The sequence below is a fragment of the Flavobacterium sp. genome (assembly GCF_041392085.1).
Taxonomy (GTDB): domain Bacteria; phylum Bacteroidota; class Bacteroidia; order Flavobacteriales; family Flavobacteriaceae; genus Flavobacterium.
In genome coordinates, this window is the sequence record NZ_JAWKMW010000007.1 from 25,876 (window position 1) to 52,154 (window position 26,279).

The following is a 26,279-nucleotide window of genomic DNA, read 5'->3' on the forward strand; positions in this document are numbered from 1 at the left end:
TCAAATCTCTAAAAGAAAGTAGTTTTAGCAACGGGGTCGGGCTTTTCGCTGCAAGTCCTCACGCGGGTTGGGTACTAGGGAAGAGATTTGAGTTTTGTTTTAAAAATTGTGAAGAAATATTAATTTATGAGGAATTTTTGTATTTTAGTTTAAAAAAAAACTTCGTCACTCTACCCAAAATTTGGTGTACATACGAAAGTTTTTATCAGATATATTAAAGTTAGAGGCAAACCACTTCAAAACCGCATAATAAATGAGTTTTAAATACTACATCGGAAAGAATGGAATGTATGGAAAAGATAAAATTCAGACAGATAAATTCATTTTTAAAACATTAGAAAAAAATCCATACATAGGAATAGGTGGAGATTTTGAAGGTCCATATTCTAACTTGAATGAGCTTATCGAAAAATCTAATTTTTACTCGGAATTAAAGACAAAAAACTCAAGAACAGCTTCAAAATTAATTTTACCTAAAAATATTCAGACATTAGAAAGAGTAATCCTAATTCCAAAAGGGAAAACTTTTGACAAAGAATTATACAATTTTATTCAACACGCAATAAAACCTGAATTCAAAAAAGAGGAGATTTCAGGATTACATTTCTTTAATCCTAAAAACACTAAAATTACAAAAGTTCACACTGTAAATAACAAAGGTGTTTTAGATGTTGATATTCTTAAATTAGATACTGATACGCAAAAGTGGCTAAAAAAAAGAACAACTATTTTCCCACTAAATTGGCATTTGGGAAATCTTCTAGCTGAATTAGAAATTGCTTACTTATATAGGTTTCCAATACAGAATAAGAAATCCCAATTTGGTGGTATAACAGCTAATGGAATTAAAGTTATTTTCATTTTTGCAAATGGAAAACCGAAAACAGCATATCCAATTATATAGAAAACGGTCAGCCTCCCGCTATCCGAAGTCTCCCGACCCTTGCTCTTTGAAGTCTCTATACTTAGTAGTAAAAAACTATAACTATGAAAAAACAAACTTACTATATCCTCACAATCATTCCGCTCTCCGCTCTCCGAACTCCCCCAACTTCTAAACAAACTCAAAAACCGCTCACTCCACAAATCATTTCAACCCATTTTTTTGTACCCCCCGCTCTCCGAAGTCTCCCGACTTCGGAGCAAAAAACTATGAAAAAAACTATTCATTATATAATAACAATCCTTCTTTTTTCACTTGTTAGTTGTAAAAATTACTACAATGAAACGATTGATTGGGCAGATAGTTTGATCATCGAATCGGATATAGAAATGGTAAAAAAGTCACAACCTGATTTTGTTGAAATTGATTGGCTAAATCCTCTAATTATTGATGGTCAAGAATATTACGAAATTGAAATCAAAAACAATCGAGATATCCTCCACATGCAGAACTTTTTAGTTTTTGAAAATAAAAAATTTAAAGGGAGAGAAGCAAAGAAATAATCTGCTTCGCATTGATTTCAACCTGCTCGTGTCATTTCGAGGCAGGAGAAATCACATAACACAAAGCAAAATTCGTTAACTACTTTATGTGATTTCTCCCTCTGGTCGAAATGACACGGTGAACACAGCTCTACGATTGTTAATCTCCGTTCAACGAAATCTCACGAATTCGAGCAAACTCAAAAACTCTTTCTAAAACTTATTTCAACCCATTTTTTTGTACCTTCCGCCTTGTAAATGATTATCCATTGAATATGAAGATAAAATTACACTTAGTTGGGTTGATTTTTTTAGGTTGTTTTTCCATTGTGTGCGGACAAAACAGTACGAAACGTACCTTGTTTTTGGGCAACAGTTATACCGCTTCCAATAATTTACCACAAATGATAGACAATGTCGCTAACTCCACCGGTGATGATTTGATATATGACAGCTACACACCCGGCGGTTACACCTTTATGGGTCACAGCACCAATGCTACTTCGCTCAACAAAATAGCTCAAGGCAATTGGGATTTTGTGGTGTTACAAGAACAAAGTCAACTCCCCTCCTTTCCGGATGCACAAGTAGAAAACCAAGTATATCCGTATGCTCAACAGTTAAATAATCTCATCAACCAACAAAACCCCTGTGCGGAAACCGTTTTTTACATGACGTGGGGAAGAAAAAACGGCGATGCTTCCAATTGTGCCAATTGGCCACCGGTTTGCACCTACACCGGTATGGATGATTTATTGAACGAACGTTATCGTTTTATGGCGGAACAAAACAATGCGATTCTTTCTCCGGTAGGTGCCGTTTGGCGATACATCAGAGAAAATTATCCCACTATCGAATTGTATTCGGGTGATGGAAGTCACCCATCTGTTGCCGGAACCTATGCGGCTGCGTGTAGTTTTTATGCCACCTTATTTCGAAAAGATCCTGAGCAAATTACCTTTTTTGCCGGACTTACCAATGAAGTAGCCACAGCTATTCGAACGGCGGCTAAAGTAATTGTTTTTGATCAATTGTTAGAATGGCACATTGGCGAATATGACCCTATGGCTAATTTTGTGGTTGAAGAATTGGGTAGCGGACAATTTTCGCTCACCAACACCTCTGAAAATGCTACTTCGTATCTCTGGAATTTTGGGGATGGAACGACTTCTACAGACACAAATCCTTTACATACTTATACTTCAACCGGAGAATTTACCATCGAATTAACGGTAGAATCATGTGGAAAAACGGCTACTTATACTCAAACTGTTATAGTGACTACTTTAACTTTGGGAGAAGTAAATCATCCCAAAAAAGCAATACAAATTTACCCGAATCCAACACATGATTTCATCACGATTGAATCTTCAGAAGAGCACATTGGAAAATCCATCTATTTAATTGATATCACGGGAAGAAAGGTTATGAAAGCAAACCTCAACGCACTAAAAACACTTCATGATCTTTCCCATTTAACGGATGGTGTTTATTTTTTAAAGGTTAATGACAGTTCTAATTCTACGGTTAAAATTGTGAAAAAATAAATGCATACTGCTTTTACAATTTCTTAAACTAACATGTGGATTTGAATCTTCATGGTAATTTAAAACCAAAAAAAAACCCACCCTTATTTGCACAAGGATGGGAAAAATTGCTATGAAAAAGAATTTACTAGTTTCCTAGTAAAGTTCAAATGTAAATATTTTTTTCAAATTATGAAAACATATCTTTAACTTTTTCAAAAAAAGATTTATCTGATTTTTCGGGGTGTGGGATGAAGTTTTCATCGGTTAGCATTTTCTCAAAAAACTGGCGTTGTTCTCTATTTAACGTCTTGGGAGTCCAAACATTAATATGCACTAACAAATCGCCATTTCCATAGGAATTGATGCTTGGAATACCTTTCCCTTTTAAACGCAAAATCTTACCGGATTGAATTCCTTCTTCCAATTTAATACGTACTTTACCCCCAACCGTTTCAATTTCTTTAGAAACACCTAATGCTGCTTCAGCCACGCTGATATACAAATCATAATGAAGGTTTTCGCCTTCCCTTTTCAAAAATTCATGTTCAAGTTCTTCAATGGCTACAATTAAATCTCCCGGGATACCATTGCCCGGAGCATCATTTCCTTTTCCGGAAACCTTCAATTGCATGTCATTCACTACTCCAGCCGGGATTTTGATGGAAACCGTTTCGTCTTCCAAAATCATTCCATGTGCATCCGCATGAGTCGGTTTAGAATTGATAGTTTGCCCTGAACCTCCACAGACATTACAAGTAGTTGCGGTTTGCATTCTACCCAAAATAGTATTTGTTACTCTCAATACCTGACCGGAACCATTGCAAGTACCGCACGTCTTGTAGGAAACACCGGGAGCTTGAACTTTTCGTTTTACTTTGACCTTCTTTTCAACACCGTTGGCAATTTCTTCTAGGGTTAATTTTACTTTAATTCGCAAATTACTCCCTTTCATTCTACGTTGACCACCACCGCCAAATCCGCCACCAAACCCACTGAAACCGCCACCAAAAGCACTTCCAAAAATGTCTCCAAATTGACTGAATATATCATCCATATTCATGCCACCGCCGCCAAATCCGCCATTGCCTTCAAAGGCAGCGTGACCATATTGGTCGTAACGGGCTTTTTTATCGGGGTCGCTCAGTACTTCATAAGCTTCAGCCGCTTTTTTGAAGTTTTCTTCCGCTTCTTTATTGCCCGGGTTTTTATCGGGATGAAATTCAATTGCCTTCTTGCGATAGGCTTTTTTAATTTCTTCAGCAGAAGCACCTTTTGAGATGCCTAATATTTCGTAATAGTCTTTTTTCATATTTTAAAAAATTCCATATTTTTCTTTAATTTCCAAGCAATAAGTAAACAAACTATTTATTGCCCGATAATCACTTTTGGAAAACGGATAATTTTGTCACCCAGTTTATACCCTTTTTCAATAACATCTACAATTTTTCCTTTTAATTCTTCTGATGGAGCCGGAATTTGTGTAATGGCTTCTGCAAAATCGGCATTAAAATCATCTCCGGTTTTGATTTCTATTTGTTCCAATCCTTTCGAAACCAGGATTGATTTTAATTTTTCATGAATCAATTCAACTCCTTTTAAAAGCACTTGCTCTTCGGTAGTATCGCTTTTAGAAATTTGAATCAACGCTCTGTCAAAATCATCTAATACAGGCAAAACAGCCTGTAGTACTTCTTGATTGGCTGTTTTAAATAATTCTATTCGCTCTTTAGCTGTTCTTTTCTTAAAGTTTTCAAACTCAGCAAAAAGGCGTAGAAACTTATCTTTTTCTTTGGCTAATTCTTCCTCTAGTTTTTCTTCATTAGTCATTTCAACAACCGGTATTTCAACTTGTTCTTTATTCTGTTCTGTTGAAACTTCGTTTTCAATGATCTCCTTTTCAATATTTTCGGTGTTCTCTTGATTCATTTTTTTAAAGATTTTTTTAAACATTCTACCTTTAATTTTGGATTGCAAAAGTACTGCCATTTGTTTAAAAATGTCAAATTGTCACGTAAATATTTTTTATTGTCTTTGATTAAACAAAATCAAGTAGCAAAAAATTAATATTTCTTTAAGACCAAACTGCTTTATGGTTTTTTATTTTTGTTGAAACTTAAATTATAAAAACTATGAAAAAAACCATTTTAAGCTTAGTTATTTTAACTGCACTTTCATTAACTTCTTGTAAAAATGATAAAACAGAGAGTACAGAGCCTGTCGTAGATGCTGCTGTAGCCACCGAAGCAGCAACAACTTACAAAGTGGATGTTACTCAGTCAACTATTGAATGGATAGGTTCTAAACCTGCAGGAAAACACAATGGGACTATCGCACTTTCTAATGGTGAATTAGCAATGAACAATGGAAAAGTGGAAAGCGGTAAATTTACCATCGATATGAACAGTATTACTGTTTTAGATTTAGCTGCCGGAGACGGAAAAGAAGATTTAGAAGGTCATTTGAAAGGATTAGGAAAAGAAGAAGACGCAGACCATTTCTTCAATACTAAAAAATTCCCCGAAGGAACTTTTGAGATTACCGCTGTTGAGACAGTTGATGCGGTAACAACAGTATCTGGTAACTTAACATTAAAGGGAATTACTAAGCCGGTATCTTTTCCTGCAACAATTACTATGGATGAAAATTCTTTAACATTAAACAGTGAATCATTTAAAATTGACAGAACACAATGGAATGTAAATTATGCATCAAAATCTGTTTTTGACAATTTGAAAGATAAATTTGTTGATGACGAAATTGAATTAAAAGTAAGTGTTACTGCTACAAAATAATATTTTTTTGTCTTACTTATAACACGGAAGCTCCTCGAATTGAGGAGCTTTTTTTATGTTAATAAATCATCTATTGCTTTAGTTATTTCTCGATAACGAAATTGAAATCCGTTTTTTTCTGCTTTGGTAGCACTCACGTTTTGACTTGAAAAAAGTAATTGATGCATTTCTCCTAACACCAATTTCATCGCAAATTTTGGAATATTAGGCATAAACAACGATTTACCTAGCTTTTTAGCAATGGTTTTGGTAAGTGCTGTATTGGTTACCGGATTTGGGGCAACGGCATTATAAGTTCCCTCCCATTGATTTTGAATGGCGAAAAGATACATGTAGGCTAAATCTTCCACATGAATCCACGACTGTACTTGTTTACCTGATCCAAAAGGAGAGCCTAATCCGATTTTGATTGGTTTGAGCATTTCGGTTAATGCTCCACCTTTTTTGGCCAACACCAAACCGGTTCGAAGTTTGCAGACTTTGATATTTAGCCGACTGAAGACATCAACGCTTTCCTCCCACTTTACTACAACTTGACCTAAAAAGCTATCATCAACAGATTTATTATCTTCGGTGTAAACTTGTGTTAAACTGTCGGGATAAATTCCAATTGCAGAGGACGAAACAATTTGTTTCACTTCATTGGGATGATTTTTTAAACACGAGTAAAGTAAATTAGAAGAAAGTGTCCGGCTCTCTATGATTTCCTGTTTATAACTAGTTGTCCATCGTTTAGAAACAGTGGCTCCGGCTAAATGAACGATGGCCTCAACTCCTATTAAACAATTTTCATCGATACTACTTTTTTCGGGATTCCAAAAGAAACCCTGATAATTTGGTTTACTCTCGATTTTTGATTGAGAAGTAGTGAGGTAATGAATTTCATTTCCGTTTTCTAATAACAGGGCAGTCAACTCCTTTCCAACCAAACCGGTAGCACCTGTAACTAATATCTTCATAACCTATTTTTATACAAAGTTACAAGCAATCACTTAAAAAGTAAAGTTAATTAGGATTAGTTTAAGGGTTGTTTTACGTTTTTAATACTAAGGATTACTGTTTTACACGCACACTCCATTCGAATTCCATTTCAGAAACTTGATCACCTTTTTCATCTTTACCAATGGATTTCATCCAAAATGTTTGACCTTCACCAGTAGCAATAGTTTGTTGAATGGCTTGCTCAATTAAATGTCCGTCTCGGCAAACAAAAGTGATTCTCCCTGTTGCTTTTTTTGTAAAATTACCTTTGTTGTTAGCTACTAACATAGAAATTTTTTTTCCGCTCTTCTTGATTTGAAACATCACTAAAGCTCCTGTTGAGAGTTCTGCAGCCATTGCCTGAACCGCAAAATACATCGAATTAAACGGATTTTGGTTAAACCATCTGTGCTTAACTGTCACAGTACATTGGTTATTGTCTAATGATTTTGCTCGAACACCACACCAAAAAGCAGAGGGTAATTTAAAAAACAAAAATGAATTAATCTTTCCTACCGTAAACTGCATAAATACTAATTTTTTTGGTAAATATATGCTTTATTTTACAATTACAAATTTGTTAATATTTTGTTAAATATTAGTACTATGCGTAACACAATACCTTCTTTTAGACATATATTTGCATAGGATATTATTATATACTTTTAATTATGACACCACAAAACGAAAAAACAACAGCGGCATTATTGCACTTAAGTGCATTTGCAAAGTATCTTACTCCTTTTGCAGGAATAGTAGTTCCCTTGATTATTTGGCAAACTAAGAAACATCAATCAGAATATGTTGATGAAAACGGAAAAGCAGTTGTCAATTTTCATTTGAGTATTTTGGCGTACAGTATTCTTATTACCATCGTATTAGGTATCTTTTTTATTGGTTCAATAGCAAATTACGTTGAAATTGAAAATGCTGGCGGTGAGGTTATCCCGATTGATTTAATCACAGTTGGTATTGTTTCTTTGTCAGTTCTTGGAATATGGACAATTGCAGAATTCATTTTGGTTATTTTAGGAACAGTAAGAGCCAACGAAGGATCTGTTTATAAATATCCATTTACAATCAATTTTATTAAATAAGAGTTTCAATCATCAAATCAATCATCAGCCGAAAGGCAAATCAATCAAATTAAAAAAACGAATCAGTTAAACTAAAAATCTTATCATGAATTATGAATATTGAAAACACAAAAGCCCAGATGCGAAAAGGTGTTTTAGAGTTCTGCATACTTTCTGTCTTAAAGGAAAAAGAAGCTTATACCTCTGAAATTTTAGACACCCTAAAAAACGCAAAATTGTTGGTTGTAGAGGGTACAGTTTATCCGCTCCTAACCAGATTAAAAAATGACGGATTGCTCAACTACCGTTGGGAAGAATCAACTTCGGGACCGCCTAGAAAATACTACGCACTAACCGAAATAGGAAAACAATTTTTAACTGAACTTAATGGCACTTGGACAGAATTATCCAACGCCGTGAACACCATAACCAATCAAAACTAATCGTCATGAACAAAACAGTAAATATAAATTTAGGAGGTTTATTCTTTCACATAGACGAAGATGCCTTTCAAAAATTAAATCGTTATTTCGATGCTATAAAACGTTCGCTTTCTAATTCATCAGGTCAAGATGAGATTATGAAAGATATTGAAATGAGAATTTCGGAAATTTTCACCGAAAATAAAGAAGCAGATAAACACGTAATCAATCTAAAAGATGTTGATGCTATGATTGCCGTAATGGGTCAACCGGAAGATTACAGAATTGAAGAAGAAGGAGAAACTACTCAATCTAATTTCAATACTAATTCAAAATCTTCTAAAAAACTATATCGTGATATTGATAAAAACATCTTGGGTGGGGTTTCTGCCGGATTGGGTCACTACTTTGGTATAGATGCTTTATGGATTCGTTTAGCCTTGGTACTAATTGTAATTGCGGGTGTTGGGTTTCCAATCTTTTTATACATTCTACTATGGATTTTAATTCCAAAAGCACAAACTACAACCGAGAAACTCCAAATGACCGGTGAACCGGTGAATTTGAGTAACATCGAAAAAAAAGTGCGGGAAGAGTTTGCGTCCTTAACAGATAAAGTAGAAAATGCTGATTATGAAAAAATGGGAAATTCAGCCAAATCTGGAGCTGAAAAAGTAGGTTCAGCCATTGGTGAAGTGTTCATGACCATATTTAATATTTTTGCTAAATTCATTGGTGCCATAATTTTGATGTTCTCCATTTTTGTGCTAGGAGCTGTAATAATTGGCGGATTTACATTTGGCTCTACAACGTTTGTAGATATGCCTTGGCAAAGTTATTATGATGCGGTTATTGTAAGTGAATTTCCTATTTGGTTGGTTGTTATATTGAGTATACTTGCCATTGGAATTCCGTTTTTCTTTCTTTTAATCTTAGGACTAAAATTATTGATTACGAATATGAAATCAATCGGGAATGTTGCAAAATACACCTTGTTAGCTTTATGGTTAATTGCCATAGCAATCTTAATTTCATTCGGGATAAAACAAGCAACTGAAATTGCATACAATGGAAAAATTGTGCAAAAAGAAACACTCAATTTAATACCAAATGACACCTTGGATATTCAATTCAAATTTAATGATTATTATGCAAAAGACTTTCATTTTAATGAGTTTGAAGTGACACAAGATGAAAATGGTAACGACATAATTTATTCCAATCAAATAAGTATCGAATTGATTTATACTGACGAAGTTCAACCCTATTTACAAATTGAAAAAAGAGCAGAAGGAAAATCCATCACAGAAGCTAAAAAAAGAGCAGAAAAAATAAATTATACTTTTAAATTTGAAAATAATAAACTAATTTTAGACAATTATTTCATAACAGATTTAAAAAATAAATACCGAAACCAAGAAGTTGAATTGTATTTATACTTACCGGAAGGAACTATTGTAAGACCGGATGATTCGGTACAACGTTTTGATGAATCAAACAATGGTTTTTTTAATCTTCATTACAGTTCTGACCATTACATTTACCGAGTTGGTAAAGATCAAATGAAATGCTTAAACTGCCCTATTGAAGAAAACGAATACAATGATATAGATTTGGATGTTTCCGAAGATTCTTTGACTTCAACAGTAACAATAAGCACTGATGGAATACATATCAAAGAAACAAATAAATCGGAGAAAAAAAGAAAATTCAAAGGTTTAGAGATTAATGAAGATGGTGTAATCATAAAAACAAATTAATCATGATTAAATTTATCGTTTACCTTACAAGAATTATTATCGTTTTTATCACAGCTTTATTGTTTAACTCCTGTCAATATTCAATTGATTTAGGTGATGCGGTTAAAGGCAACGGAAATGTTACAACCGTTAACCGTCCTGTGTCTGGAGAATTCACAAATATTGAAGTTTCACACGGAATAGATGTTGAAGTTACCCAAAGCAATGCTAAATCTATCCAGGTAAAAGCTGATGACAACATAATAGACTACATTACTACCGACATTGTTGACGGGACTTTGAGGATTGCTTTGGAAAAAAGTGTAAAAAACACCAAATCCAAAAAAGTATTTGTTACACTTCCCAATATTGAATCACTCAGAACTTCAAGTGGTGCTTTGATAGAAAGTAAAAACACTCTTGTTGTTAGTGAACTAGAAACAAAAGCTTCTAGCGGAAGTGAAATAAAACTTGATGTAGAAGCAGAAAGAATAACTTGTGAAACCAGTAGCGGAAGTGATATTCAAATAAAAGGAAAAGCACTTAAACTTGAAGCAGAATCATCAAGCGGAAGTGAAATTGAAGCCAATGATTTATTAGCCAATGATGTTACAGCAAAATCATCAAGTGGAAGCTCTATCAATGTTAATCCAATCTTAAGTTTAAATGCAAAAGCATCAAGTGGAGGCGACATCAGATACCACAGCACACCCAAAACAATATCAAAAGTAACCTCATCCGGAGGTTCTGTTCGGTCTAATTAATGTTATACAGAAAAAAAGCTTCAGATTATCAATAAATTACTACATATTGTCTTCCATCCCGATTAATACTCGGGATGTTTTTTTTATATTTGTTCCATAAACCACTATAAAATGAAAAAAAATATTATCTTAATCGTAGTTTTTCTTTTTTCAACCCTAACATGGAGTCAAAAAAAAGAAAAACTCAAAGCCTCTAAAATTGTTACCATTTCACAAAAAGAGATTGGTGCTTTCGACAGTATTGAAGTGGAAGACGAAATTGATGTTTTTATAGTGAAAGGTGATCAGCCAACTGTAGAAATCGAAGCAGATGATAACACACATGATTCTTTCGATATTAAATTAAATGGAACTAACCTTAGAATTGGATTAACACATAATATTTCCGGGGCAAAAAAAACAAGTATCCGCATAACTTATACTGATGATTTTAAAATGTTGGTTGCTAAAGGTGATGCCAATGTAACTGCCTTGTCTGATGTAAAACTCAATCATGTTACATTCAAATGCTACGATAGTGCCCGATTGTTTTTAAATGCTGATTGTGCTAATTTCACACTAATAGCCAATGACAAATCAAAAATTGAACTCAACTTAAAATCAGAAAATGTCATTTTCGAATTAAGTAAAAACACTGATATTAAAGCCTTAGTACGATCTTCCAATTTTAAATGTGATATGTACCAGAGAGCTTCAGCAACCATTGAAGGTGACATCAATGATTTAAAGTTAAGAATGGACAATAATTCAGATTTTATGGGTAAAAATTTAGTTTCTCAAACGGCCGCTATCATTGCAGAATCAAGTTCTAAAAGCAGTATTCAAGTTGTTAATCAACTTGTTTTAGAATCCTCCGGTAAATCTGAAACAAATTTATACGGTAATGCAACGATAGAAATAAAACGATTTGCGGATGAATCATCACTAAACAAAAAACTACTTAAGTAAACAAAAAAATCCAACTTTTCAGTTGGATTTTTTTGTTTTAGCTATTATTAATTTATTCTTTACTTGCCAAATAACGCTCAGCATCTAAAGCAGCCATACAACCTGTTCCGGCAGCTGTAATAGCTTGTCTGTAAACATGATCGGCAGCATCTCCGGCAACAAAAACACCTTCTACATTGGTTAAGGCTCTTCCGGGAACATTAATGATGTAGCCTGTTTCATCTAAGTTTAAATAATCAGCAAAAATATCTGTATTGGGTTTATGACCAATGGCAACGAAAAATCCTGTAGCAGGAATTTCAGTTTCTTTTCCGGTAGTTCTTTCTTTCACTAAAATAGAACTAACTACTTGTCCGTCACCCTTAACCTCAACCGTTTCTGTGTTCATTAAAATTTCAATATTATCCGTTTTACGAACTCTTGCTTCCATGATTTTAGATGCACGGAATTTTTCACTTCTTACCAACATTGTTACTTTTTTACATAGCTTTGATAAGTAATGAGCTTCTTCACAAGCCGAATCACCAGCACCAACAATTACAACCTCTTGGTTGCGGTAGAAAAATCCATCGCATACCGCACAAGCCGAAACGCCGCCACCCATTTGTAAATAATGTTGTTCTGATGGCAATCCCAAGTATTTAGCAGAGGCTCCAGTGGAAATTATTACCGTTTCACAATGAATTTCTTTCGAGTCATTTACCCAAACTTTATGAATTGGTCCTGAAAAATCAACTTTTGTCACCCAACCATCTCGAACATCAGTCCCAAATCGCTTGGCTTGTTCTTGTAATTGAATCATCATTTCAGGTCCGGTAACACCATCAGGATAACCGGGAAAATTTTCAACTTCGTTAGTTGTCGTTAATTGTCCTCCGGGTTGGGTTCCTTGGTACAATACCGGATACATATTGGCTCTGGCAGAATATATGGCCGCTGTGTAACCAGCAGGGCCGGAACCTATAATTAAGCACTTTACTTTTTCTATTGAATCTGACATAATTTTGGTTTCTAAATTTGATTGCAAATGTAAGTTTTAATTAAAAATGAATTCTTAATTGTTGATTAGTTTTAATAATTTTTGAATAGCCTTATTTTATTTAAAAAATTGGTTTGGTAAAACTAATTTTAGTTCTATATTTGCAGCCTCATTCAAGTTTTGAATGCGGGGTGTAGCGTAGCCCGGTTATCGCGCCTGCTTTGGGAGCAGGAGGCCGCAGGTTCGAATCCTGCCACCCCGACAATCAAAATCCTTTACACGAAGTGTAAGGGATTTTTTGTTTTTAATCATCTGACTTAATTGTAAGAATTGGAAACTATTCAATAAAACCTTAAATAATTATCAGAATATTTTATTGAAAATTAATCTTGAAAAACAATATTACTGCCATTATAATTTTTAACTTTGTTTCAGTTAAATAAACAAAATATATGTTGATTATTGGCATTGCTGGTGGCACCGGAAGTGGAAAAACAACGGTTGTTCATCAAATTATGAATGAACTTCCCGAAACTGAGGTAGGCATTATTTCTCAAGATTCGTATTACAAAGAAACACATAACTTAAGTTATGAAGAACGTACTAAAATCAACTTTGATCATCCTAGAGCAATTGACTTTGATTTGTTAGTGCAACACCTTAAAGAATTGAAATCGGGTAAAATAATTGAACAGCCGGTCTATTCATTTGTAACACACAACCGCACTGATGATACTATATTAACCCATCCTAGAAAAGTGATGATTGTGGAAGGTATTTTAATCTTAGCCAATCCTGAACTTCGCGATTTATTTGATATAAAAATTTATGTGCATGCCGATTCTGATGAACGATTAATCCGTAGATTAAAACGTGATATTGCAGAACGAGGTCGTGATATGAATGAAGTTTTAAATCGCTATCAAACTACCTTAAAACCAATGCACGAACAATTTATAGAACCCACTAAAGCATTTGCCGATATAATTATTCCGAATGACAAATACAACACAGTTGCCATTGACGTGGTTCGGGCTGTAATTAACCAACGAATTCTTTAATTATGAAGTTTTTCAAACGTTTAGAAGAAAAATATCCTTGGTTTAAATATGTCGGAAACCGATATGTTTTAGTTTTAATTTTTTTTTCCGTTTGGATGCTTTTTTTAGATAACTACTCCTATTTGGAACACCGATTTTTGAATAAAGAACTCGATGAATTGGAAACCAATAAAAAATATTATCAAGAAGAAATTAAAAAAGATAGTCTTGATATCAAACGACTAAACAATCCTGATCAAATTGAAAAATACGCCCGCGAAAAGTATTATATGAAACGCGACAGCGAAGATATTTATATTATTGAATTTGAAGAGGAAATGATTGAAGAAGAAAATAACAAATCGCTATAAATTATGGCAGAAAATTTATTCAACGAATTTGAGCCGATTTCATCGAAACAATGGAAACAACAAATTCAGTATGAACTCAAAGGTGCAGATTTTAACGAAACACTCGTTTGGGAAAGTCCCGAAGGCATTAAAGTAAAACCTTTTTATCACAGTGATGAACGTGATTTTAATTACGAATCTTCGGGTTTGAATGGATTTAAAATCATTCAGAATATTTATGTTTATGATGTAAAAAAATCGAATGAACGAGCAGTTGATTCGTTGAAAAGAGGTGCTCAATCGGTTCGGTTTACGATTGAAAGTAAAGCGGTTTCTTTAGATGAATTAATGGAAAATCTCCCTAAAGAGAACGTTACTTATTATTTTAACTTGTTATTTCTTTCTGCTGAATTTGTCAAAAAAGTTGGTGTTTTTTCTACTCAAAATCAATTTAAAATCATCATTTTACAAGATGCAATTGGTCAATTGGCCAAAGATGGAAATTGGTTTGCTTCATTAGAAAAAGATTTTAGTGAATTGAAATTAATTTCGAATTTAAAAATTCTTTTTTTAAGTTGTAAAACTGATTTGTATCAAAATGCAGGAGCGAATATTGTGCAGCAATTGGCTTATTCTTTAGCACATGTGAATGAATATTTCAATCGGATTGAAAACATTTCATCGCCTATTACATTTGAAGTTTCTGTTGGCACCAATTACTTTTTTGAAATTGCTAAATTGAGAGCTTTACGTTTGCTTTTCAATACGTTAGCCAAGGAATTCAATCATGATTTTGATTGCCATATAATCGCGAGACCTACCAAACGCAACAAAACATTATACGATTACAATGTCAATATGCTTCGCACTACAACGGAATGCATGAGTGCGATTTTAGGTGGATCAGACGCCATTTCGAATTTAGCTTATGATGCCATTTATCACAAAGACAATGAATTTGGTGACCGAATTTCCCGCAATCAATTGTTGGTTTTAAAACACGAAAGTTATTTTAATCAAGTGCATAATCCAGCTGACGGAGCCTATTATATTGAAAGTTTAACGGAACAATTAGCTGAAAAAGCCTTGGCTCTATTTAAAGATATCGAGGCCAATGGCGGATTCATCACACAATTAATTGAAGGAACAATTCAACGAAAAATCAATGAAAGTGCTCAAAAAGAACAAGAACTTTTTGATTCCGGAAAAGAAGTTTTGTTGGGAACTAATAAATATCCGAACAAAAACGACAAAATGGCGAATGACTTGGAATTATTTCCATTTATGAAAACTAATCCAAGAAAAACATTAGTAACGCCGATTATTGAAAGACGATTGGCGGAAAAATTAGAACAGGAACGTTTATCTTCAGAAAAAATATCATGAGAAAAAACATCCAACATATAAAATTAGAAGAAAGCAGTAACTGTTTAAAAGCACAAACTGCCAACTCGAAACTAAATACCGATCACTTTCTAACAGCAGAAAACATCGAACTCAAATCGTTCTATACAAAAGATGATGTAAAAGATTTAGAACACCTTGATTTCGGTGCCGGATTTGCTCCCAACCTACGAGGTCCTTATGCCACAATGTACGTTCGCAGACCTTGGACCATTCGTCAATATGCCGGATTTTCTACTGCAGAAGAAAGTAATGCCTTTTACCGAAGAAATTTAGCTGCCGGACAAAAAGGACTTTCAGTAGCATTTGATTTGGCCACACACAGAGGCTATGATTCTGATCATGAACGTGTGGTGGGTGATGTGGGGAAAGCCGGTGTTGCCATCGATTCGGTGGAAGATATGAAGATTTTGTTTGACCAAATTCCGTTAGACGAAATGTCGGTTTCCATGACCATGAACGGTGCCGTTTTACCGATTATGGCTTTTTATATTGTGGCTGCTGAAGAACAAGGTGTGGCTCCACATTTACTTTCGGGAACCATTCAGAATGATATTTTGAAAGAGTTTATGGTGCGAAATACTTACATTTACCCACCTACTCCTTCGATGAAAATTATTGCCGATATTTTTGAATATACGAGTAAAAATATGCCCAAATTCAATTCGATTTCGATTTCGGGTTACCACATGCAAGAAGCCGGAGCAACCGCCGATATTGAATTGGCTTATACCTTAGCCGATGGTTTGGAATACATTCGAACCGGATTAGCAGCCGGAATGGATATTGACACCTTCGCTCCTCGCCTTTCGTTTTTCTGGGCCATTGGTATGAATCATTTTATGGAAATCGCCAAAATGCGGGCGGGTCGAATGTTGTGGGCAAAATTGCTTAAACAATTCAATCCGAAAGATGAAAAATCATTGGCTTTGCGTACGCATTGCCAGACTTCGGGTTGGAGTTTGACCGAACAAGATCCGTTTAACAATGTGGCTCGAACATGTATTGAAGCGGCTGCCGCAGCTTTTGGCGGAACACAATCCTTACATACCAATGCGTTGGATGAAGCGATTGCCTTACCAACCGATTTCTCAGCTCGAATTGCCAGAAATACGCAAATCTTTTTGCAAGAGGAAACAAAAATCTGTAAAACGGTTGACCCTTGGGCAGGAAGTTATTATGTGGAAAGTTTGACTGATGAAATTGCCCAAAAAGCATGGGCATTGATAGAAGAAGTAGAAGAATTGGGCGGTATGACTAAAGCCATTGAAGCCGGCATACCAAAATTGCGAATTGAAGAAGCGGCAGCTAGAAAACAAGCTCGAATTGATAGCGGACAAGATATTATTGTTGGCGTAAACAAATACCGTTTAGAGAAAGAAGATCCGTTGATGATTTTGGATGTGGATAACCAAATGGTACGCAAGCAACAATTAGAACGATTGGCACAAATAAAAGCCTCTCGCGATACGGAAAAAGTAAAAGCCAGTTTAGCCAAATTGACAGAAGCGGCAAAATCAGGTCAGGAAAATTTATTATCTTTAGCCGTAGAAGCAGCCCGAAACCGAGCTACGCTAGGCGAAATCAGTGATGCCTTAGAAGCCGTTTTCGGACGTTATAAAGCACAAATCAGAACTTTTAGTGGCGTGTATAGTAAAGAAATTAAAAACGATGAAAGCTTTGAAAAAGCGAAACAATTAGCCGATGCTTTCGCCAAGAAAGAAGGCCGTCGTCCCCGCATTATGATTGCCAAAATGGGACAAGACGGTCACGATCGAGGGGCAAAAGTAGTGGCGACCGGTTATGCCGATGTTGGTTTTGATGTGGACATTGGTCCGTTATTCCAAACCCCACAAGAAGCTGCCAAACAAGCCGTGGAAAACGATGTGCACATTTTAGGAGTTTCTTCCTTGGCTGCCGGACACAAAACCTTAGTACCACAAGTGATTGAAGAACTTAAAAAATACGGTCGCGAAGACATTATGGTCATTGTAGGTGGCGTAATTCCTGCACAAGATTACCAATTTTTGTTTGATGCTGGAGCGGTTGCGGTTTTTGGACCGGGTACGAAAATTAGTGAAGCGGCGATTAGTATTTTGGAGGTTTTAATGGAGGATTAGTATTCAGTCGCAGTTGACAGAACTAATAGAATTTTATAAAACACTGACTGAAAGGTTGGTGTTTTTTTATCTTTACAAAAAATTAAAAAAAAATGCTCACCCTCTCCTTCACCCCTTTCCCTACTCTCGAATCCAATCGTTTGTTATTACGAGCGGTTACTGTGGATGATGTCAATGAAGTAATGGAACTGCGTGGCAATCCGGAAACGATGAAATTTATTCCGCGACCGTTGGTGACTTCTCCCGAAATGGCATTGGAACACATTGCGATGATTACCGAAAAAATTGAAAACAACACTGGAATCAATTGGGCGATTACGTTAAAAGGAAATCCGAAATTGTTGGGTGTGATCGGTCATTATCGCATTCAACCTGAAAATTATCGTTCAGAAATTGGGTATATGTTGTTACCGGAATATCAAAACCAAGGAATTACAAGTGAAGCAATTAATATCGTTTTGGAGTATGGTTTTAAGGTATTAAATTTCCATTCTGTAGAAGCAGTAGTTGATCCGGAAAATTATGTTTCTGCCAAAGTGTTAGAAAAAAACGGATTTGTGAAAGAAGCTCATTTTTTAGAAAATGAATTTTGGGAGGGGAAATTTTGGGATTCGGTGGTGTATTCACTTTTGAAACGAAACTTTGTAAAGAAAAATCACTAAATTTAACCATATAAGGCATATAAGTTAAGTCACTTTAAAACTTATATGACTTATATGGTAAAAAAATAAAATCCATGTTAAAACTTCCCAACACGCCGATCAGTATTTTCACTATTATGTCTAAAATGGCTGCCGATTATCAAGCCATCAATCTCTCACAAGGTTTCCCGAATTTCCCGATTGATGTGCGAATGACAGAAATTGTAGCTCGATTGGCCAAAACCGACATTCATCAATATGCTCCGATGTCCGGTTATCCGCCGTTATTGGAAAAAATTGCTCAATTGACGTTGGAACATTATCAGCGAAAAGTGAATCCGTCAACCGAAATTTTAATCACCGCCGGAGCAACCGAAGCAATTTTTGCTGCCATTCAAGCATTCGTGCAACCGCAAGATGAAGTCATCATTCTCGACCCAAGTTATGATTGTTATGAAATGCCAATTGTATTGAGTAATGCCAAACCCATTCGGATAGCGTTAAAAGAAGATTATTCTCCCGATTTTGAAGCCATTAGTCAGCATTTAACGACAAAAACCAGAATGCTGATTTTGAATAATCCGCATAATCCTTCGGGAAAAATTTGGACAGAACATGATTTTATTCATTTGGAAAAAATCATCGAAAAGTATCCCAATTTATTGATTTTATCAGACGAAGTATATGAATTCATTACGTTTGAAAATAAACATATTTCCATCAACACCAGAGAAAAATTGAAAAACAGAAGTTTGATTATTTCTTCCTTTGGGAAAACACTTCATTTAACCGGATGGAAAATAGGTTACTTAATCGCTCCTGAAAATCTTTTAAAAGAAGTAAAAAAAGTACATCAATATTTGGTTTTTAGCGTGAATAGTTTGGCTCAAGCTTCGATTAATGAATACTTGACCGTTTTTGATGCGAATGAAGTGGCTCAACTTTATCTTAAAAAAAGAAACTTCTTTCAAAACCTTTTAAAAGAAACGTCTTTTGAATTGTTGCCGTGCGAAGGAACCTATTTTCAAACCGCATCTTATCAAAATATTTCAGAAGAAAATGATTTGGATTTTACCAAACGATTGGTGACCGAATTTGGTGTAGCAACCATTCCTCTATCGGCCTTTTACAGTAACCAAACCGACTTAAAACGCATTCGGTTTTGCTTTGCCAAAGATGACGAAATGTTGATGAAGGCAGTGGAAAAATTAAAGAAAACCAAACAACAAACAATGTAACAATTTTGTTAGTTACTATTTTATTAGTTACTATTTTGTTATTTTTAAAAAATAGTATACTTTTGTATTCAAATGATTGAAGATGAACTTACCATTCAAATATGGAAAAATAATTGAAGACGATTTTTTTGTCAACAGAACTAGCGAACTAGACTACCTGAAGAGAAATATAAAATCAAAAATTAACCTCACATTAATTTCGCCACGCCGCTGGGGAAAGTCATCATTGGTTTCAAAAATAGCTCGTGATATGACAAAAGATGAAAAAAACATCAAATTTTGCTTTATCGATTTATATAATGTAAGAAACGAAGAAGAATTTTATAATTATTTTGCAACTGAAATTTTAAAAGCGAGTTATTCAAAATGGGAAGAAAGAATTGAAAATGCCAAATTATTTTTTAAACAAATCCTACCAAAATTTAGTTTTGGATTAGACCCAAATCAGGAATTTTCAATTTCATTTGATTGGGAAAGTGTAAAAAAAAATCCGCAAGAAATTCTAGATTTACCCGAAATAGTTTCTAAAACAAAAAAAATTCAACTCGTTATTTGTTTGGATGAATTTCAAAACCTTTCTTATTTTGACGAACCATTAAACTTTCAAAAAAAAGCTAGAGCCGCTTGGCAAAAACACCAACATTGCAGTTATGTTTTATATGGTAGTAAAAGGCATATGATGGCTGAACTTTTTGAAAATAAATCAATGCCTTTTTACAAATTTGGTGAAATTATTTTATTATCAAAAATTGAAACTCAACATTGGCAGAAATATATTCAAGAAAAATTCAAATCCACTAAAAAAAATATTTCTCCAGAATTAGCTGAAATTTTGATTCAAAAAGTGGAAAATCATTCGTATTTTGTACAACAATTAGCAAATGCGGTTTGGTTAGAAGCTAACAAGACCTGTACAAAAGATGATATTGATAATGCTTTAGAAAAACTACTGCTGCAGTATGAATTGTTTTTCAGTAAAGAAGTTGACGGTCTTTCTAACTTGCAACTTAATTTATTAAAAGCTTTAGCGGCAGATGAAAAAGAATTGAGTGGTAAAAAAACAATAAAAAAGTATAATTTAAGTTCTTCTGCCAGTGTTAATCGATCTAAAGAAGCACTCATTCAAAAAGAAATTATAGATACTTTTGAAAAAAAAATTGAATTTATTGACCCCTTATTTAAAATTTGGATTAACAACACATATAATAGAAAACTATGAATTTTTCTGCGAAAATGCTTCGTGATAACGCCTTAGAAGGCAAAGTAATTGTAGTAACCGGTGGCGGTAGCGGACTTGGAAAAGCGATGACCAAATACTTTTTAGAATTGGGAGCTAAAGTAGCCATCACCTCTAGAGATCTAGAAAAATTAAAAAACACCGCAGCCGAATTAGAAAAAGAAACGGGCGGAATCTGTTTACCATTGCAATGCGATGTTCGCCACTATGAACAAGTGGAAGCCATGCGGAATGAGGCTATTAAAACCTTTGGAAAAGTAGATGCTTTATTAAATAATGCCGCTGGAAATTTTATTTCTCCAACCGAACGATTATCCGCTAATGCTTTCGATACGATTATTGATATTGTTTTAAAAGGAACCAAAAACTGCACCTTAGCTTTTGGGAAAAACTGGATTGATTCCAAGCAAGAAAGTGCTGTGATATTAAATATTGTCACAACATATGCTTGGACAGGTTCAGGCTATGTTGTGCCGAGTGCTACTGCCAAAGCCGGAGTATTAGCCATGACCAGAAGTTTAGCTGTAGAATGGGCAAAATATGGCATTCGTAGTAATGCCATTGCTCCTGGGCCATTCCCTACCAAAGGTGCGTGGGACAGATTATTACCTGGAGATTTAGCCGAAAAATTTGATATGGCTAAAAAAGTACCGTTGAAACGAGTGGGCGACCATCAGGAGTTAGCCAACTTAGCCGCTTATTTAGTTTCGGACTTTTCTGCTTATATCAATGGCGATGTCATCACAATTGATGGTGGCGAATGGTTAAAGGGTGCCGGACAATTTAACTTATTAGAGGAAATTCCGGAGCAAATGTGGGATATGTTGGAAGCGATGATTAAAGCAAAAAAAAGGAAATAATTTATTTGTTCCCAGTTAAATAATAATACGTAAAACAATTAACATTTGTTAACAACTTGAACTTGAAAAAACCGTAAATAATCGTAATTTTACGGCTTAAATTTAATTGAATCAATGGGCAAAATTATTGCAATTGCGAATCAAAAAGGAGGCGTTGGAAAAACCACAACCACAGTGAATTTAGCCGCCTCTTTAGGTGTTTTAGAAAAAAAAGTTTTATTAATTGATGCTGATCCGCAAGCAAATGCCAGCTCTGGTTTAGGTATAGATGTGGATACTGTTTCAATTGGTTCCTATCAGGTTTTAGAGCACAGCAACACACCTCAAGAAGCTGTAGTAAAATGTTCTGCTCCCAACGTGGATGTTATTCCCGCACATATTGATTTGGTAGCTATTGAAATTGAATTAGTAGATAAAGAAAACAGAGAATACATGCTCAAAGAAGCTTTGGATTCTATTAAAGATCAATATGATTACATTTTAATTGACTGTGCTCCATCACTGGGCTTATTAACCTTAAATGCCTTAACAGCCGCTGATAGTGTTGTAATTCCTATTCAATGTGAATATTTTGCTTTAGAAGGTTTGGGAAAACTATTAAACACTATCAAAAGTGTACAAAAACTGCATAATCCGGAATTAGATATAGAAGGTTTGTTGTTGACTATGTATGATTCACGTTTGCGTTTATCCAACCAAGTGGTAGAAGAAGTACAAAAGCATTTTAACGATATGGTTTTTAAAACTATCATTCAACGTAATGTGAAATTAAGTGAAGCTCCCAGTTTTGGCGAAAGCATTATTAATTTTGATGCTACGAGTAAAGGTGCCAACAATTATTTGAGTTTAGCCGAAGAAATTATCAAAAAAAATAGCTAGAATTTATGACACAAGCCAACAAAAAACAAGCCTTAGGAAGAGGACTATCGGCTTTATTGAAAGATCCGGAAAACGACATCAGATCAGTAAATGACAAGAATGCTGATAAAGTTGTGGGAAATATTATTGAGCTTGACATTGATGCGATTGAGATAAATCCTTTCCAACCGAGAAGTAATTTCAACGAGGAAACGCTTCTAGAATTGGCATCATCTATCAAGGAATTAGGTGTCATTCAACCTATAACCGTAAGAAAGCTAGATTTTAATAAATACCAGTTAATTTCCGGTGAAAGAAGACTTCGTGCTTCTAAGATAGCGGGTTTAACTGTTGTTCCCGCTTATATTCGAATTGCAAACGATAACGAGTCTTTGGTAATGGCTTTGGTCGAAAATATTCAACGTCACGACTTAGATCCTATCGAAATAGCTCTTTCGTATCAACGTTTGATTGATGAAATTCAATTAACGCAAGAACAAATGAGCGAAAAAGTAGGTAAAAAACGCTCTACTATTGCCAACTACCTTCGTTTACTGAAATTAGACCCAATCATTCAAACCGGAATTAGAGATGGTTTTATTTCAATGGGACACGGTCGTGCGTTAATTACCATTGAAGATGAAGAAGTTCAATCGGATATCTATCACAAAATCATTAGCCAGAATCTTTCCGTTCGTGAAACCGAAACCTTAGTAAAAAATTACCAAGAAGGTGCAAAACCTAAATCAGGAAGAGCAACTAAATCTGCTGCTGCATTTATCGTTTCTGATACTGAGAAAAAAGATATTGGAACTGTATTGGGAACAAAAATTGATGTAAAAATTGATGAAAAAGGAAAAGGAAAAATTACCATCCCTTTTAAATCTCAAGCCGATTTTCAACGGATTATTGCCTTAATTAAAGGATAGCGAAAGTGATTATTACCAGAATCATATTTTTTTCTTTTTTCCTCTTAGGAATAAATTCTGCTATTGCACAAGTTCAGTTTGAAGATGTCAAAATCACAAAAGACTCAACAACGATTAAACCAATAGACCCTTTAACTCCTGCAAAAGCAGCATTTTATTCTGCAGTAATTCCCGGTCTGGGTCAAATTTATAATAAAAAATATTGGAAAGTACCTATCGTGTACGGTGGGTTAGCAATTGGCTATTATTTTTATAATGATAACAATAAAAAATACAAAGAGTTCAGAAACATTTACAAAAGACGTTTAGAAGGATATACAGACGACCGTTATTACGGAGTTTACTCAGATGCTGTCTTAATCAATGCACAACGAACATTTGAGAGAAACAGAGATATTTCAACCGCCGTAATGATTGGCTTTTATGTGCTTAACATTATTGATGCCAATGTAGATGCTCATTTAATGCAGTTTAATGTTAATGACAACTTATCGCTTTCTCCTGAATTCAACAGAAATGAAATAGATTACAAATACAGCATTGGCATAACTTTGAATTATAGATTTTAATGAAAATTGCACTGTTAGGATACGGAAAAATGGGAAAGGTAATTGAACAAATTGCCTTAGAACGAGGTCATGAGATTGTGCTCAGAAAAGGAAGTTCTGATTCCTATGATGGTTTAGAAAATTCAGATGTCGCCATCGATTTTAGTGTTCCGGATGCTGCGGTAAATAATATTTCTGCCTGTTTGAAAAAAGGAATTCCTGTAGTTTCCGGAACAACCGGGTGGCTTGAAAATTATCATCATATGGTAAACCTCTGCGAGGAGAAAAACGCAGCGTTTATATACGGTTCAAATTTTAGCTTAGGTGTAAATTTATTTTTTGAATTGAATGATTATTTAGCAAAAATGATGTCAAAATTCAACCAATACAATGTTACGATGCAAGAAATTCATCACACCCAAAAATTAGACAAACCGAGCGGTACAGCTATTTCCCTTGCAAATGCCATCATTAATCATACCTACAAAAATAACTGGAACATAGAAACTCCTAAAGCAGATGAGTTGTTTATTGATGTCAAAAGAGAAGACAATGTCCCAGGAACGCATAGTGTTTTCTATCAATCTGAAGTAGACACCATAGAAATCAAACACACTGCCCATAACCGTAATGGTTTTGCCTTAGGTGCTGTAATTGCTGCCGAATGGATTATTGGCAAAAAAGGGGTTTTCACAATGAAAGATGTATTAGATTTAAAATAAGTCACAACACAAAATAATTATAAATAAACGTTAAATTAGTAACGTTTTCTATATTTGAAAACTAATTAAAAACTTGGGTTCCGTTTAGAATTAAAAACGAAAATAAAAAACAGTAAAAATGACATTATATCAATGGTTTATATTCTTCTTAGTGCTACAAATAGTACACTATTTAGGAACTTGGAAATTATATCAAAAAGCAGGTCGAAAATCTTGGGAAGCAGCCATCCCTATTTATAATGCCATTGTTTTAATGAAAATTATTAATCGCCCTTGGTGGTATACTTTTTTATTATTTATCCCGATTGTCAATTTGATTATGTTTCCAGTTATTTGGGTAGAAACTTTAAGAAGTTTCGGAAAAAATTCTCAAATAGATACAATTTTAGGTGTTGTTTCGCTTGGGCTATATATTTATTACGTTAATTACACGCAAGATGTAACCCATATTAAAGACCGTTCTTTACACCCCAAAAACACCACGGCAGATTTTATAAGTTCGATTCTCTTTGCCATAGTTGTGGCTACTACAGTGCATACTTACGTGATGCAACCGTTTGTGATTCCAACATCTTCTTTAGAAAAATCGCTATTAGTAGGTGATTTCTTGTTTGTAAGTAAATTTCATTATGGTGCCAGAACACCAACTACAGCGGTAGGACTTCCGATGGTGCATGATTCTATTCCAATTGTGCGAACAAAATCATATTTAAGTTGGCCACAACTACCCTCTTTCCGTTTTCCGGGTATGGAAAAAATTGAAAAAAATGACATTGTTGTTTTTAACTGGCCTATCGATACGGTATATAAATTTAGAGATAATTCAGGCCGAAGAGTTGACAAGCCTTTGGATAAAAAATCAAATTATGTAAAACGTTGTTTAGGAACTCCCGGCGATAGTTTACAAATTAAAAATGGCGATGTTTATGTGAATGGAAAGCTACTACCATTGCATGACCGACAAAAGTTACAATATTCATATACTGTTGAAACAAACGGTTCTAACTTTAATCAAGAGTATCTAATTAATGAACTTCAAATCACAGATCCATTTGGTCAAATAGCTCAAAATCAATATTATTTTAAAGCTTTAACAGACGAAAATGTGCAACGCTTACGCAATAATCCGATTGTAAAGAATGTTGTTAAAAATATTGAAAACATTGGTGATTTAACCATTTTTCCGCATACAAAACCTGATTGGAGTACGGATAACTTTGGACCTATTTATATTCCACAAGCCGGAAAAACAGTAGCTCTAAACAAAGAAACTTTACCATTCTACAAGATGATTATCACCGACTATGAGAAAAATGACTTAGTAGTGAGTGGCGATGAAATTCGCATCAATGGCAATGTGGTTAAAGAGTATACCTTTAAAATGGATTATTACTGGATGATGGGTGACAACCGACATAATTCAGAAGATAGTCGTTATTGGGGTTATGTTCCCGCCGATCACATAGTTGGAAAGCCTGTTTTTATATGGATGAGCTTAGACCAAAATATTCCATGGAGTAAAGCTTTGGATAAAATTCGTTGGAATAGGCTTTTTACAACTGTTGGTGGAAACGGAAATCCTGTCTCGTATTTTCATTACTTTGTTATACTTCTTGCCGGTTGGTTTATTTTTGATTTCTATCGAAAAAGAAAGAAAAAAAATACTGATTCGTAATT

27 protein-coding genes and 1 tRNA gene are annotated in these 26,279 nt (G+C 34.6%); 23 read left to right on the plus strand and 5 right to left on the minus strand.

Annotated features, from left to right (window positions below; genetic code table 11):
* The first annotated feature begins 253 nt into the window (after window positions 1–253).
* The 3 genes from R2782_RS06450 (at window position 254) to R2782_RS06460 (ending at window position 2,972) form a co-directional block, all read left to right on the plus strand.
* Window positions 254–904 carry an EndoU domain-containing protein gene (locus R2782_RS06450; protein WP_371267268.1) on the plus strand — a complete coding sequence of 217 codons (651 nt, stop codon included), beginning with the start codon at window positions 254–256 and terminating at the stop codon, window positions 902–904.
* Between the two features lie 83 nt (window positions 905–987).
* Window positions 988–1,446: a hypothetical protein gene (locus R2782_RS06455; protein ID WP_371267269.1), complete on the plus strand. Its 459-nt coding sequence runs from the start codon at window positions 988–990 to the stop codon at window positions 1,444–1,446.
* Between the two features lie 254 nt (window positions 1,447–1,700).
* Window positions 1,701–2,972 (plus strand): T9SS type A sorting domain-containing protein, encoded by a 1,272-nt coding sequence (locus tag R2782_RS06460; RefSeq protein ID WP_371267270.1) that lies wholly within the window; start codon window positions 1,701–1,703, stop codon window positions 2,970–2,972.
* A 169-nt stretch (window positions 2,973–3,141) separates the two neighbouring features.
* Here R2782_RS06460 and dnaJ read toward each other — a convergent pair whose 3' ends face one another.
* Together dnaJ and R2782_RS06470 are read right to left on the minus strand one after the other, a co-directional pair.
* Window positions 3,142–4,263 (minus strand): molecular chaperone DnaJ, encoded by a 1,122-nt coding sequence (gene dnaJ, locus R2782_RS06465; protein ID WP_371267271.1) that lies wholly within the window; start codon window positions 4,261–4,263, stop codon window positions 3,142–3,144.
* A 56-nt stretch (window positions 4,264–4,319) separates the two neighbouring features.
* Window positions 4,320–4,880 (minus strand): nucleotide exchange factor GrpE, encoded by a 561-nt coding sequence (locus R2782_RS06470; protein ID WP_371267272.1) that lies wholly within the window; start codon window positions 4,878–4,880, stop codon window positions 4,320–4,322.
* A gap of 203 nt (window positions 4,881–5,083) precedes the next feature.
* On the opposite strand from R2782_RS06470, the gene R2782_RS06475 reads away from it, so the two are divergent.
* Complete coding sequence (locus R2782_RS06475; RefSeq protein WP_371267273.1) at window positions 5,084–5,746, plus strand: YceI family protein; 663 nt, start codon at window positions 5,084–5,086, stop codon at window positions 5,744–5,746.
* A 53-nt stretch (window positions 5,747–5,799) separates the two neighbouring features.
* Here the strand turns inward: R2782_RS06475 and R2782_RS06480 are convergent, their stop codons facing one another.
* Complete coding sequence (locus R2782_RS06480) at window positions 5,800–6,705, minus strand: TIGR01777 family oxidoreductase (protein ID WP_371267274.1); 906 nt, start codon at window positions 6,703–6,705, stop codon at window positions 5,800–5,802.
* Window positions 6,706–6,799: 94 nt separating this feature from the next.
* Window positions 6,800–7,255, minus strand: a complete 456-nt coding sequence (locus tag R2782_RS06485; RefSeq protein ID WP_371267275.1) for a DUF4442 domain-containing protein — start codon at window positions 7,253–7,255, stop codon at window positions 6,800–6,802.
* A 143-nt stretch (window positions 7,256–7,398) separates the two neighbouring features.
* Between R2782_RS06485 and R2782_RS06490 the strand changes: the two genes are divergently transcribed.
* From R2782_RS06490 to R2782_RS06510, 5 genes are all read left to right on the plus strand, one after another.
* Complete coding sequence (locus R2782_RS06490) at window positions 7,399–7,824, plus strand: DUF4870 domain-containing protein (protein ID WP_371267276.1); 426 nt, start codon at window positions 7,399–7,401, stop codon at window positions 7,822–7,824.
* 92 nt (window positions 7,825–7,916) lie between these two features.
* Complete coding sequence (locus R2782_RS06495) at window positions 7,917–8,246, plus strand: PadR family transcriptional regulator (protein ID WP_371267277.1); 330 nt, start codon at window positions 7,917–7,919, stop codon at window positions 8,244–8,246.
* A 5-nt stretch (window positions 8,247–8,251) separates the two neighbouring features.
* Window positions 8,252–9,985 carry a PspC domain-containing protein gene (locus tag R2782_RS06500; RefSeq protein WP_371267278.1) on the plus strand — a complete coding sequence of 578 codons (1,734 nt, stop codon included), beginning with the start codon at window positions 8,252–8,254 and terminating at the stop codon, window positions 9,983–9,985.
* Between the two features lie 2 nt (window positions 9,986–9,987).
* Window positions 9,988–10,728, plus strand: a complete 741-nt coding sequence (locus R2782_RS06505; protein WP_371267279.1) for a head GIN domain-containing protein — start codon at window positions 9,988–9,990, stop codon at window positions 10,726–10,728.
* Window positions 10,729–10,839: 111 nt separating this feature from the next.
* Window positions 10,840–11,676: a GIN domain-containing protein gene (locus R2782_RS06510; RefSeq protein WP_371267280.1), complete on the plus strand. Its 837-nt coding sequence runs from the start codon at window positions 10,840–10,842 to the stop codon at window positions 11,674–11,676.
* A 52-nt stretch (window positions 11,677–11,728) separates the two neighbouring features.
* On the opposite strand, the gene trxB is transcribed toward R2782_RS06510, so the two are convergent.
* Window positions 11,729–12,676 (minus strand): thioredoxin-disulfide reductase, encoded by a 948-nt coding sequence (gene trxB / locus R2782_RS06515; RefSeq protein WP_371267281.1) that lies wholly within the window; start codon window positions 12,674–12,676, stop codon window positions 11,729–11,731.
* A gap of 166 nt (window positions 12,677–12,842) precedes the next feature.
* On the opposite strand from trxB, the gene R2782_RS06520 reads away from it, so the two are divergent.
* The 14 genes from R2782_RS06520 to lepB all read left to right on the plus strand — a co-directional run bounded on the left by R2782_RS06520 (window position 12,843) and on the right by lepB (window position 26,277).
* A tRNA-Pro gene (locus R2782_RS06520) sits at window positions 12,843–12,917 on the plus strand.
* 190 nt (window positions 12,918–13,107) lie between these two features.
* Window positions 13,108–13,716, plus strand: a complete 609-nt coding sequence (udk, locus tag R2782_RS06525) for a uridine kinase (protein ID WP_371267282.1) — start codon at window positions 13,108–13,110, stop codon at window positions 13,714–13,716.
* Window positions 13,717–13,718: 2 nt separating this feature from the next.
* Window positions 13,719–14,066, plus strand: a complete 348-nt coding sequence (locus R2782_RS06530) for a septum formation initiator family protein (protein ID WP_371267283.1) — start codon at window positions 13,719–13,721, stop codon at window positions 14,064–14,066.
* 3 nt (window positions 14,067–14,069) lie between these two features.
* The gene (locus R2782_RS06535) at window positions 14,070–15,431 is read left to right on the plus strand and encodes a methylmalonyl-CoA mutase subunit beta (RefSeq protein ID WP_371267284.1); all 1,362 of its coding nucleotides are present in this window, start codon (window positions 14,070–14,072) and stop codon (window positions 15,429–15,431) included.
* The gene (gene scpA, locus R2782_RS06540; protein ID WP_371267285.1) at window positions 15,428–17,569 is read left to right on the plus strand and encodes a methylmalonyl-CoA mutase; all 2,142 of its coding nucleotides are present in this window, start codon (window positions 15,428–15,430) and stop codon (window positions 17,567–17,569) included. The genes R2782_RS06535 and scpA overlap by 4 nt, the downstream gene beginning before the upstream one ends.
* A 92-nt stretch (window positions 17,570–17,661) precedes the next feature.
* Window positions 17,662–18,231 carry a GNAT family N-acetyltransferase gene (locus R2782_RS06545; protein WP_371267286.1) on the plus strand — a complete coding sequence of 190 codons (570 nt, stop codon included), beginning with the start codon at window positions 17,662–17,664 and terminating at the stop codon, window positions 18,229–18,231.
* Between the two features lie 74 nt (window positions 18,232–18,305).
* Entirely contained in the window at window positions 18,306–19,448 is a 1,143-nt protein-coding gene (locus tag R2782_RS06550) for a methionine aminotransferase (RefSeq protein ID WP_371267287.1), read from the plus strand.
* A gap of 82 nt (window positions 19,449–19,530) precedes the next feature.
* Complete coding sequence (locus R2782_RS06555; RefSeq protein ID WP_371267288.1) at window positions 19,531–20,667, plus strand: ATP-binding protein; 1,137 nt, start codon at window positions 19,531–19,533, stop codon at window positions 20,665–20,667.
* On the plus strand, window positions 20,664–21,545 hold the full coding sequence (locus R2782_RS06560) for an SDR family oxidoreductase (RefSeq protein WP_371267289.1): 882 nt from the start codon (window positions 20,664–20,666) through the stop codon (window positions 21,543–21,545). Before R2782_RS06555 ends, R2782_RS06560 begins: the two co-directional genes overlap by 4 nt.
* Window positions 21,546–21,659: 114 nt before the next feature.
* Entirely contained in the window at window positions 21,660–22,424 is a 765-nt protein-coding gene (locus R2782_RS06565) for a ParA family protein (protein WP_371267290.1), read from the plus strand.
* Between the two features lie 5 nt (window positions 22,425–22,429).
* Window positions 22,430–23,332: a ParB/RepB/Spo0J family partition protein gene (locus R2782_RS06570; RefSeq protein ID WP_371267291.1), complete on the plus strand. Its 903-nt coding sequence runs from the start codon at window positions 22,430–22,432 to the stop codon at window positions 23,330–23,332.
* Window positions 23,333–23,337: 5 nt separating this feature from the next.
* The gene (locus R2782_RS06575) at window positions 23,338–23,901 is read left to right on the plus strand and encodes a DUF5683 domain-containing protein (RefSeq protein ID WP_371267292.1); all 564 of its coding nucleotides are present in this window, start codon (window positions 23,338–23,340) and stop codon (window positions 23,899–23,901) included.
* A complete protein-coding gene (dapB, locus tag R2782_RS06580) occupies window positions 23,901–24,602 on the plus strand; it encodes a 4-hydroxy-tetrahydrodipicolinate reductase (RefSeq protein ID WP_371267293.1) in 702 nt (233 codons plus the stop codon). Before R2782_RS06575 ends, dapB begins: the two co-directional genes overlap by 1 nt.
* 118 nt (window positions 24,603–24,720) lie before the next feature.
* The gene (gene lepB / locus R2782_RS06585) at window positions 24,721–26,277 is read left to right on the plus strand and encodes a signal peptidase I (protein WP_371267294.1); all 1,557 of its coding nucleotides are present in this window, start codon (window positions 24,721–24,723) and stop codon (window positions 26,275–26,277) included.
* Window positions 26,278–26,279: the final 2 nt, after the last annotated feature.

Bases quoted from the DNA above. Each gene is read 5' to 3' on its own strand.
- R2782_RS06450 (WP_371267268.1), top strand. From the start codon at position 254: ATGAGTTTTAAATACTACATCGGAAAGAATGGAATGTATGGAAAAGAT.
- R2782_RS06470 (WP_371267272.1), bottom strand. From the start codon at position 4,880: ATGAATCAAGAGAACACCGAAAATATTGAAAAGGAGATCATTGAAAAC.
- R2782_RS06495 (WP_371267277.1), top strand. From the start codon at position 7,917: ATGAATATTGAAAACACAAAAGCCCAGATGCGAAAAGGTGTTTTAGAG.
- R2782_RS06480 (WP_371267274.1), bottom strand. From the start codon at position 6,705: ATGAAGATATTAGTTACAGGTGCTACCGGTTTGGTTGGAAAGGAGTTG.
- R2782_RS06510 (WP_371267280.1), top strand. From the start codon at position 10,840: ATGAAAAAAAATATTATCTTAATCGTAGTTTTTCTTTTTTCAACCCTA.
- scpA (WP_371267285.1), top strand. From the start codon at position 15,428: ATGAGAAAAAACATCCAACATATAAAATTAGAAGAAAGCAGTAACTGT.
- R2782_RS06490 (WP_371267276.1), top strand. From the start codon at position 7,399: ATGACACCACAAAACGAAAAAACAACAGCGGCATTATTGCACTTAAGT.
- R2782_RS06535 (WP_371267284.1), top strand. From the start codon at position 14,070: ATGGCAGAAAATTTATTCAACGAATTTGAGCCGATTTCATCGAAACAA.
- dapB (WP_371267293.1), top strand. From the start codon at position 23,901: ATGAAAATTGCACTGTTAGGATACGGAAAAATGGGAAAGGTAATTGAA.
- R2782_RS06460 (WP_371267270.1), top strand. From the start codon at position 1,701: ATGAAGATAAAATTACACTTAGTTGGGTTGATTTTTTTAGGTTGTTTT.
- R2782_RS06500 (WP_371267278.1), top strand. From the start codon at position 8,252: ATGAACAAAACAGTAAATATAAATTTAGGAGGTTTATTCTTTCACATA.
- lepB (WP_371267294.1), top strand. From the start codon at position 24,721: ATGACATTATATCAATGGTTTATATTCTTCTTAGTGCTACAAATAGTA.
- trxB (WP_371267281.1), bottom strand. From the start codon at position 12,676: ATGTCAGATTCAATAGAAAAAGTAAAGTGCTTAATTATAGGTTCCGGC.
- R2782_RS06560 (WP_371267289.1), top strand. From the start codon at position 20,664: ATGAATTTTTCTGCGAAAATGCTTCGTGATAACGCCTTAGAAGGCAAA.
- R2782_RS06485 (WP_371267275.1), bottom strand. From the start codon at position 7,255: ATGCAGTTTACGGTAGGAAAGATTAATTCATTTTTGTTTTTTAAATTA.
- dnaJ (WP_371267271.1), bottom strand. From the start codon at position 4,263: ATGAAAAAAGACTATTACGAAATATTAGGCATCTCAAAAGGTGCTTCT.
- R2782_RS06530 (WP_371267283.1), top strand. From the start codon at position 13,719: ATGAAGTTTTTCAAACGTTTAGAAGAAAAATATCCTTGGTTTAAATAT.
- udk (WP_371267282.1), top strand. From the start codon at position 13,108: ATGTTGATTATTGGCATTGCTGGTGGCACCGGAAGTGGAAAAACAACG.
- R2782_RS06550 (WP_371267287.1), top strand. From the start codon at position 18,306: ATGTTAAAACTTCCCAACACGCCGATCAGTATTTTCACTATTATGTCT.
- R2782_RS06555 (WP_371267288.1), top strand. From the start codon at position 19,531: ATGAACTTACCATTCAAATATGGAAAAATAATTGAAGACGATTTTTTT.
- R2782_RS06565 (WP_371267290.1), top strand. From the start codon at position 21,660: ATGGGCAAAATTATTGCAATTGCGAATCAAAAAGGAGGCGTTGGAAAA.
- R2782_RS06570 (WP_371267291.1), top strand. From the start codon at position 22,430: ATGACACAAGCCAACAAAAAACAAGCCTTAGGAAGAGGACTATCGGCT.
- R2782_RS06455 (WP_371267269.1), top strand. From the start codon at position 988: ATGAAAAAACAAACTTACTATATCCTCACAATCATTCCGCTCTCCGCT.
- R2782_RS06505 (WP_371267279.1), top strand. From the start codon at position 9,988: ATGATTAAATTTATCGTTTACCTTACAAGAATTATTATCGTTTTTATC.
- R2782_RS06545 (WP_371267286.1), top strand. From the start codon at position 17,662: ATGCTCACCCTCTCCTTCACCCCTTTCCCTACTCTCGAATCCAATCGT.
- R2782_RS06475 (WP_371267273.1), top strand. From the start codon at position 5,084: ATGAAAAAAACCATTTTAAGCTTAGTTATTTTAACTGCACTTTCATTA.